At 37.8% G+C, this 7,799-nt stretch carries 7 protein-coding genes; 6 read left to right on the top strand and 1 reads right to left on the bottom strand.

Annotated elements, in window-relative coordinates:
* Together AKG34_RS15805 and AKG34_RS15800 are read left to right on the top strand one after the other, a co-directional pair.
* Positions 1-264: IS3 family transposase (locus AKG34_RS15805; RefSeq protein ID WP_152952370.1), on the top strand; the 264-nt coding region annotated here is incomplete at its 5' end.
* Positions 265-446: 182 nt separating this feature from the next.
* Positions 447-1,982 carry a rhomboid family intramembrane serine protease gene (locus tag AKG34_RS15800; protein ID WP_083450814.1) on the top strand — a complete coding sequence of 512 codons (1,536 nt, stop codon included), beginning with the start codon at positions 447-449 and terminating at the stop codon, positions 1,980-1,982.
* Here the strand turns inward: AKG34_RS15800 and AKG34_RS15795 are convergent.
* A complete protein-coding gene (locus AKG34_RS15795; RefSeq protein ID WP_053346957.1) occupies positions 1,977-2,834 on the bottom strand; it encodes a hypothetical protein in 858 nt (285 codons plus the stop codon). The two genes, AKG34_RS15800 and AKG34_RS15795, sit on opposite strands and share 6 nt — an antisense overlap.
* Positions 2,835-3,071: 237 nt before the next feature.
* On the opposite strand from AKG34_RS15795, the gene AKG34_RS15790 reads away from it, so the two are divergent.
* From AKG34_RS15790 to AKG34_RS15775, 4 genes are all read left to right on the top strand, one after another.
* A complete protein-coding gene (locus tag AKG34_RS15790; protein WP_053346956.1) occupies positions 3,072-3,281 on the top strand; it encodes a YqgQ family protein in 210 nt (69 codons plus the stop codon).
* Positions 3,282-3,294: 13 nt separating this feature from the next.
* A complete protein-coding gene (locus tag AKG34_RS15785) occupies positions 3,295-4,266 on the top strand; it encodes an ROK family glucokinase (protein ID WP_053348133.1) in 972 nt (323 codons plus the stop codon).
* Between the two features lie 227 nt (positions 4,267-4,493).
* Positions 4,494-6,344, top strand: coding sequence for an LTA synthase family protein (locus AKG34_RS15780; protein WP_053346955.1), 1,851 nt, complete (start codon positions 4,494-4,496; stop codon positions 6,342-6,344).
* Between the two features lie 156 nt (positions 6,345-6,500).
* Entirely contained in the window at positions 6,501-7,667 is a 1,167-nt protein-coding gene (locus tag AKG34_RS15775) for a M14 family metallopeptidase (RefSeq protein ID WP_053346954.1), read from the top strand.
* Positions 7,668-7,799: the final 132 nt, after the last annotated feature.

Genomic DNA, 7,799 nt, shown 5'->3' with positions numbered 1-7,799 from the left:
AAACAATACTCTCATGATTTGAAAAGACATAACATTACACAAAGCATGTCCCGCAAAGGAAATTGTCTCGATAATGCGGTCATTGAAAACTTCTTTGGCTTATTAAAATCCGAATTACTCTATCTTCAAGAATTTGAAAGCATGGAGCATTTCAAACAAGAATTAGAGGAATATATCCATTACTACAATCATCAACGAATCAAGGTAAAATTAAAAGGCATGAGCCCGGTAGATTACCGGATTCATGCCCTCAAGGCTGCCTAATTAAATAAAGTGTCTAACTTTTTGGGTTCACTTCAATAAGGGTTCCTTTTTTATTTAAAAGGAGAGAAAGATTGGAATTAAACAGTCTCTTTTTTTACTTTTTTCTTAATTTCGTCTATAGTTTTAATTAAATGAAACAGGAATTTTAGAAGGAAAAGATTCATTGGAAAGTGGGGAAGGTATTGGGATTTAAAGAGGATTATTTGTTTTGGGAGACTGTAAGGCAGTTGTCAACCCAATATGATTATCGAATGATCACTGTCACGGAAAACCATCAGGAGATTTGGCTCGAAAGCGATAAAAACAAGGAGTTCCCGGTCATCAGACTTATTCGTCATGATTTGGATTGGGCAAACTGGCTGAAACGCGATATTGACCGAACCTTGCAGAATGGGGAAAAAATCCGAAGAAAATTATACAAAAAACCTATTTCGATATTAAGTATCTACGTGAGTAAATTTGCTCCAGTAGATGATTATGAATTTAGTTTGCAGCCTGCATCATTTCAAAAAACGAAGGTTAACACGTTTATTTTAGCTTGTGAATCGTTTCCCGCTTCGTTACAAAATCTTGAGCATGTCCTAAAAAAACCGCTAACCATTCACGATCTGAAAGCTGAAGATTTAGATGAAGAAAAAGTTCTCACGTTAAAGCAGGCCGCCATCACGGAATCCGTTAAAAAGATTAAGGCTGAGCAAAAAGTGTTTCAAAATTCTAAACCATTCTTTACATACATATTCATTGCGATACAAATAGCTGTTTTTATCTTGATGGAGTTCAATGGTGGAAGCACCAATTCGAAGACGCTGATTGAGTTTGGAGCTAAATATTCTCCCTACATCATGCAAGGGGAATGGTGGAGATTTTTTAGCCCGATGATCGTCCATATTGGCTTTATCCATTTACTTATGAATACATTTTCGTTGTATTTAATCGGTGCTGAAGTAGAAAGGATTTATGGAAACGCCAGGTTCTTATTCATTTATATTTTTGCTGGGTTTGCCGGGACTTTGGGCAGCTTTATTATGACACCAAATCTTTCAGCAGGAGCGAGCGGTGCTATTTTCGGCTGCTTTGGGGCACTTCTGTATTTTGGAATTGTATATCCGAAATTATTTATGCGATCTATGGGCTCTTCGGTCATCGTTTTAATTATTATTAATCTGGTTTATGGTTTCACTGTTTCAGGCATTGACAATGCAGGGCATATTGGCGGATTGATTGGCGGCTTCTTGGCTGCTGGAGTGGTCCACCTTCCAAAAGCTAAAAATCTCTTGCGTCAGCTGGCCTTTTTAATAGGAACGGCAATACTGACATATATCTTGCTGCAATTCGGTTTTAACCATCAGAATAGTGCAGCTATAGATGATAAAACCATGGCTATGTTGGCCCTGGAATACATTGACAATGAAGAAGAAGATAAAGCGGAGGATATATTGGTCAAATATGTGAATGAAAATTCTGACGCACCGCTTTCACTTTTTATACTAGGAAATTTATCTTTTGGCGCAGAGGATATAAATCAGGCTCGTGATTATTATGAAAAAGCGATTGAACAAAACCCTGAATTACATGAAGCCCATTATAATCTGGCCTTAGTTTATGTGAAATTAGAGTTATATGATCAAGCTAAAGAACAAGCTCAAAAGGCAATTGAGCTTGCTCCAGAGAAAAAATCATATACTAAATTATTAAAAGAAATTGAAAATCAACTATAGCTTCTGACGTAGCATAATAGGGGTACCGTCTTCCAGTGTAAACAAGACAAGTATTTCACTTTGATTCTTTGCTACAAGCAATTGGGGGATGGTGCTACCTTGTGAACTCACAGTAGAGCCGTCCTCCTTTTTTACGCCTAACACATAATTTTTATAAAGTCCCTCCCAAAGCTTTCCTACAATTTCTTCACGTTGGAATTGGGGAAAGGCAGAAAGCCATTGGTTTTTTTTTGAAGGTAACTCGGTTAATGAGATAATTTTGTACTGATCTTGATTAATTTGAAATGTATTACTAGCTTCCTCCAAACTGTTTTGAGTAATTTCATCGGTCAAGTTGTCCAGCGTTTTTTTCCATTCGTTCTGAACTTCGGAAAGAGGTCTATGGAAATATTGAAAAGTTGGTGTAGTTACGGTATATAGTTTATCTTTACTTAGTTGTTGAGCACTGGTAAAAATGGTTTCAGTTGGGTGTACCTCGGCATAGTGAAAAGTTACGGCTTCATAACGCCCGCTTTCGCTTTCTTTGGATTTAGCTTTTTGGGAGAGTCCTTGTTTATTTTGTCTCCAATTTTTTAAAGATCCAGCCAATTTCCCATTTTTGTATAGCAGGGAGACATCTTGGCGTAGGTAGGCAGACCGGTCCAACGAAGAATTGACCTTCCAAGTTATAGAGTATGTTGAATCTCCTATTTTTTTAGGCGTCAAATGAGTGGCAGCTTGTTCAAAATGGAGAGAGGTATCGATAGGAAAATAAATAATGGTTTCCTCTACCTGATTTTTATTTGAAAAATAAAGGATGACAAAAATGGTAGTTAGTACTAAAAAAACAGTATACTTCAATTGTAGTTTCATTTTTCCCCTCCGTTTTAACGTATGATGACTGTTCAAATTACTAGGTTGGTTCGAATAATGAAATATGGAAATTTCAAAAGACCTTCAATGAACGTTCACTTTCCTAATGTTTCATCATATGAATAGAGTTGGACAACTATGAGGGGATGGGAAAAATTATCATAAGGGGAAATCTGCGCTTGTTACATGGCGGCGGATTCGTTATACTTTCCATAGAATAGAGTAAAGAGGTTTATTATGAAAACATTTTATGATCTTCAACAATATTTGAAAAGATTCGGGACGTTTATTTATATTGGTGATCGTTTAGCCGAGCTTGAACTGATGGAAGCAGAAATCAGAGAAATTCATCGAATGCAGATGATGGACACGAAAGATTATCAAATGGCGATACTTTTAATTAGGCAGCAATTGTCTCTTGAAAGGGAAAAGCAGAAAAAAAATTGATAAAAAGGTGAGAATGATGGAAAAGTGGCTGATGGGTGTCGATTTAGGCGGTACAACTACCAAGCTTGCTCTAATTAATTTATACGGAGAGATTATTCATAAATGGGAAATCAGCACTGACATCTCCGAAAATGGCAAATTCATTACGATGAACATAGCCAAAGCGATTGATGCGAAGCTTGAAGAACTCAATGAACCGAAGAGTAAAGTGTTAGGTATAGGAATGGGCGCCCCTGGTCCTGTGAAATTTGTTAACGGTTCCATTTATGAAGCCATCAATATAGGATGGAAAGACTATCCTTTAAAAGATCTATTGGAAGTGGAGACATCTCTTCCAGCTGTAATCGATAATGATGCCAATATGGCAGCATTGGGGGAAATGTGGAAAGGCGCGGGTAATGGAGCTAAGGACCTTGTATGTGTTACTCTTGGAACAGGTGTAGGTGGCGGAATCATCCATAATGGGCAAATCGTCCATGGTACAAGTGGGGCGGCGGGCGAAATCGGACATATAACCGTTGTAACAGATGGTGGAGCTCCATGCAATTGCGGGAAAACGGGTTGTTTGGAAACGGTTGCTTCAGCAACAGGAATCGTCCGACTGGCTTTAGAGGCTTTGCACAATTCCGAGCAAATGTCCCTTCTTCAGCAGAAAATCAACGAGGGAATTATGCTCTCTTCTAAATTGTTATTCCAATGTGCAAATGCAGGTGATCCTCTATCTAAAGCTGTGGTAGATAAGGTATGCAATTACTTAGGGTTAGCCTTATCACATGTTGGGAATGTTATGAATCCAGATAAAATCGTTATTGGTGGAGGCGTTTCACAAGCGGGAGACATTCTGCTCGCCAATGTCCGTTCGGCATTTGAAAAATATTCATTTAAGCGGGTTTGTAAATCAACGAAAATTAGCCTTGCAACACTAGGCAATGATGCAGGGGTAATTGGAGCAGCTTGGCTTATTAAAAATCAATTAAATCCATGATTCTTTCCTTATAACCCTGTACAAACAGGGTTATAAGGTTAATTAATGTAATTTTCAAAAAAAAGTTTGTGCATCTAACAAATTGTAAGGCTTCATCTCAGTTAGGAAGTTCAATTTTTCTACTAACTATCAGTTGTAAGTGAACAATGAATCGTGATGGAAAGTGCTTTGTTGTTTGGAAGTAAAAGATTATAGCTCCAACGCTTTTTTTATTAGGAGGGACCAGATTGAAAAGGGACTTCAAGAATCAGAAATATTCGTTATTTTGGGTTGTGTTTTTATCACTTTGGCTTAAAACATACATCGCTTATAAAACAAGTTTTGAGATAGATATTGAAAATTGGGTTCAGGAAATCATATTATTCATTAATCCGGTCAGCTTCCTTTTACTTGCTCTTGGCGTAAATATTTTTTTGAAAGAAACCAGACGAACAGCCTATTTGTTGACCATGAGTTTTTTAATTACCTTAGTACTGTTTGCCAACCTTGTTTTTTTTCGCTTTTTTAATGATTTTTTAACCATTCCAGTGCTTTTTCAGACGAGCAATATGAGCGACCTTGGAAGCAGTGTTCATGAACTGATTAATGCGAGTGACCTTTTGTATTTTGTTGATCTTCTTTTCTTGATAATACTTTTAAAATACAAACCGAAATTATTCTTTAATCGAGCGAATAATCTGCAGGATCGAAAATTCTATTTACTAATGACGATAGGAATTACGTTTTTTAACCTAGCGTTAGCAGAAGCGGAGCGTCCTGAACTCCTTACTCGTACTTTTGACCGTGAAATCCTCGTTAAAAACATCGGTACGTACCATTACCACCTGTATGATGCCATATTACAGACAAAATCATCGGCTCAGCGTGCTTTAGCAGATGGCAGTGAATTGACTGAGATTGAAAATTATGTTCGCGCCAATCAAAAAGCAGAGAATGATGACTTCTATGGGCTTGCCAAAGGAAAAAATGTGATTCTTGTATCATTGGAATCCACCCAGAGCTTTGTCATCAATAAAACCGTGAATGGTGAAGAAATCACCCCGTTTTTGAATGAATTTATTAAAGAGAGCTATTACTTTGATAACTTTTATCACCAAACTGGTCAAGGAAAAACGTCCGATTCCGAGTTCATTATTGAAAATTCTCTCTATCCATTAGGAAGAGGCGCAGTATTTTTTACACATGCCCAGAATGAATATAAGGCTACTCCTGAAATATTAAAGGAAAATGGCTACTATACAGCTTCCTTGCATGCCAATAACAAAAGTTTTTGGAATCGTGATTTGATGTATGAATCTCTTGGATACCAGCGTTTTTATAATAGTGATGATTATAAGGTTTCAGAAAAAAATTCGGTCAATTGGGGTTTGAATGATAAGTCATTTTTCCAGCAATCAATTGCTCACTTAAAGGGAATGCCGGAGCCTTTTTATGCAAAGTTCATAACTTTAACCAATCATTTCCCATTTACTTTGAATGAAGAAGACAGGACATTGGAAGAATACAATTCTAATTCCAAAACATTGAATCAATATTTTCCGACTGTCCGTTATACTGACGAAGCGTTAGAACAATTTATCACGGATTTGAAACGTGACGGTTTATATGAAGATTCTATTATTGTATTATATGGCGACCATTATGGAATTTCGGAAAATCACAACTCAGCGATGAGCCAGTTCCTTGGGAAGGAGATCACTCCGTTCGAATCCATTCAACTTCAGCGTGTCCCATTGATCGTTCATATTCCTGGGGAGAAGGGACAAACCATTTCCACCGTTTCTGGGCAGATTGATGTAAGGCCTACTCTCCTTCATTTACTGGGTATTGAAAATGATGATTATATCGAATTCGGAAAAGACTTATTTTCTAAGGAGAAAATTGATTTTACCGTTCTTCGCGATAGCAGCTTCATCATGAAGAATTATCTCTATACTATGGATACCTGCTATGATAAAAAAACCGGAGAGCCTACGGAAAAGGAATCATGTGAAAGGTATTTGGAAAAGGCAAAGCAAGAGCTTGAATACTCAGACAAAATCATATACGGAGATTTGCTTCGATTTTATGAGCATTGATGTAAGGAACCTGGTGAAAACCAGGTTTTTTGTTTTTCTAAAGATAATTCAACTGGAATTCAGGATAACTGCATCCTATTATAAAACGCTGGGGATTGGTGAACATCTTTCGGCTTTTCGTTTCATAAAGATTAAACAATGAAAGGGGCGAAGGCTATGAGAGTTGTGAGCAGAAGCGGTGATAGGTTGGCGTATTACAGTGATTTGTTTCAAATCCCAAAAGAATTAATTGAAGATGCCAATCCCGATATTCATGAAGGGATTTTGCCAGAAGGCCTGGATGTGGAAATTCCGGGTTTCATTCTTCAGAAGGAAACCCGGCTAGATATCGATTTAGCAGCTATTGCTTTACAATATCAACTGCCTATTGATGCGTTATTAATGGTAAATCATGTTGAACAAAGACCATTTTCTGTACCCGTTCGAATCATGGAACCTCTCCTTGTCACAGAAAAGCTCTATGATTATCAGTCGCTTCTTGATGACCTAGAAATTTTATCTTTTCATTACCCTTTTATAAAAGTTGAATCGATTGGTGTGAGTGTGTTAGGGAAAGAGCTCCTTGAAGTAAGAATAGGTAAAGGTGATAAGGTTATTCATTACAACGGTTCTTTTCATGCAAATGAATGGATTACATCGGCGGTCTTGATGAAATGGTTGAATGATTTGCTACTTTCAGTTACGAATGGTAGTTCTCTTTGCGGAATGGATTGCCTGCCCTTCTATAGAGATGTGACTATTTCGATGGTTCCAATGGTAAACCCGGATGGGGTTGATCTTGTCCTCAAGGGGGCGGTGGCTGCAGAGGAAAAGGTTGATGTGCTGAAAATAAATAATGATAACCCTGCATTTTATGCCTGGAAAGCCAATATCCGTGGAGTAGATCTGAATAATCAATATCCAGCTAATTGGGAGATTGAAAAGAAGAGGAAGGTTCCAAAGGCGCCTGCACCGAGGGATTTTCCAGGAGAGACCTGTTTATCAGAGCCAGAAGCAGTGGCCATGAAGGAGTTGGCTGAAAGACGAAATTTTGAAAGAGTGCTAGCGCTTCATACACAGGGAAAAGAGTTTTATTGGGGATATGAAGGACATGAACCAGAGCAGGCAGCAAATATAGCAAAAGAGTTTGAGGAGCGGAGCGGATACCGTGCTGTCCAATATGTTGACAGCCATGCAGGGTATAAGGATTGGTTTATTCAGGAGTTCAAGCGGGTAGGAATCACAATTGAGTTAGGTAAGGGTATTAATCCACTTCCACTATCGCATATGCCTACCATATATGAAGATTCAGTGAAGATTTTAATGGCAGGGCTGTATATGTGATGACGATTTTCGAAGGAATATACTTCCACGAAAATATAAGATAATTATTCGCCACATTTTCTCTTTTTTACTTTATAATGAAAGGCGTAAGGGTTTCGATTGGAAATCTTTACTCTTTCTAATGTCTCGCTC

The sequence above is a fragment of the Peribacillus butanolivorans genome (assembly GCF_001273755.1).
In the GTDB taxonomy this organism is placed as follows: Bacteria; Bacillota; Bacilli; order Bacillales; family DSM-1321; genus Peribacillus; species Peribacillus butanolivorans.
This window is presented reverse-complemented; position numbering and strand designations above follow the sequence as displayed.